This is a genomic window from Limosilactobacillus walteri, from assembly GCF_014830205.1.
GTDB lineage: Bacteria > Bacillota > Bacilli > Lactobacillales > Lactobacillaceae > Limosilactobacillus > Limosilactobacillus walteri.
Genome location: NZ_QORN01000048.1, coordinates 1 through 1,275, shown reverse-complemented (window position 1 = coordinate 1,275; position 1,275 = coordinate 1). Strand labels below are relative to the sequence as shown.

Below are 1,275 nucleotides of genomic sequence, written 5' to 3'. Positions count from 1 at the left end.
TGCTACAGCGCAGTACACAAAGGGACTCTAGCATTCGGAAAATCCGAACACTAGAGTCCTCTTTGTGCTTGCGGGGGTTCCCTAAAGGCTAGCTTCGCGTCGAAAAACGAACTAGCAAGCTAGTTCTGTCTCACTCCCTAAACTTAAGATATTTACATACGAATTTCGTTTCGTGAATGTTTTCCCTCGACAACTGATACTACATCACTTAGGCTAATTTCAACCATATTACGGATAGAAGTTTGGGTTAAGAAAGCAATATGCGGAGTTATAAGAACATTTGGCATTGCTACTAATCGCTTATAATCACCAGGAACTTCATCAGGGGAAACTTTCTTTGAGAAGAAAGTAGTTTCATCCGCGAGCGTATCTAACCCAGCTCCAGCAATCTCATGCTTCTCCAATGCAATGATAAGGTCTGAAGTATTTACCAGACCGCCCCGTGCCATATTAATTAAGTAGGCATTATTTTTCATCATCTTAAACTGTGGAGCTGCGATCATATTTTCTGTACTAGGAAGCAGCGGTGTATGTAAAGTTAAAATGTCTGCATTCTTAACCACTGACTCAAAATCAGTATATTCAACATACGGTTCATCTTCGACATTATAGAACGGATCATAAGCTAATACGCGGGCACCTAAGGCCTTATAAATCCGAGCTGTAGCGCTACCAATATTACCTAATCCAACTATCCCCACAGTTAAATTATAGATTTCATCACTAATTAGGTCATCGCTCCAACGAAAGTCACCATGATCCATTCGTTCCCGAAACTCACCAATCCGCCGCAAGAGGTACATCGCTTGGGTAACGCCCATTTCTGCAATTGCTCGCGGAGAATAGACAGGAACGTTGGTTACAACAATCTTATTCGCCTTACAAGCATCAAGATCAATCATATCAACACCAACCGTCCGTGTTGATAATTGTTTAATCCCCATCGCTGCCAATTCTGCATATAGCTTGGCATTTCCAAGTTTTGTTGTTTGTTGAATAGATATGCCATCATAATTACGGGCAAGTTCAACAGTTTTATCATTTAATGGTTCAGTTACCATTTTAACTTCATGACCTGTTTTCTTCGCCCAAGCGGTAATATATGGCTTCTCCGCTTCCCGCACACTATATATAATTAATTTCATCAGTTTACTCATTCCTTTCGATGAAACTGTTTACATAATTAGCTTATCACTATTTTTCCAGATCAGCAGTAGATTAAGCTCAGATATAATGAACATTTAATTATTTGATGAATCATAACCACCCGTCAAA

General features: G+C 39.8%; 1 protein-coding gene. It reads right to left on the bottom strand.

The window, feature by feature from the left end; translation table 11 throughout:
* Window positions 1-152: 152 nt before the first annotated feature.
* Window positions 153-1,145 carry a D-2-hydroxyacid dehydrogenase gene (locus tag DTK66_RS09855; protein ID WP_191668552.1) on the bottom strand — a complete coding sequence of 331 codons (993 nt, stop codon included), beginning with the start codon at window positions 1,143-1,145 and terminating at the stop codon, window positions 153-155.
* Window positions 1,146-1,275: the final 130 nt, after the last annotated feature.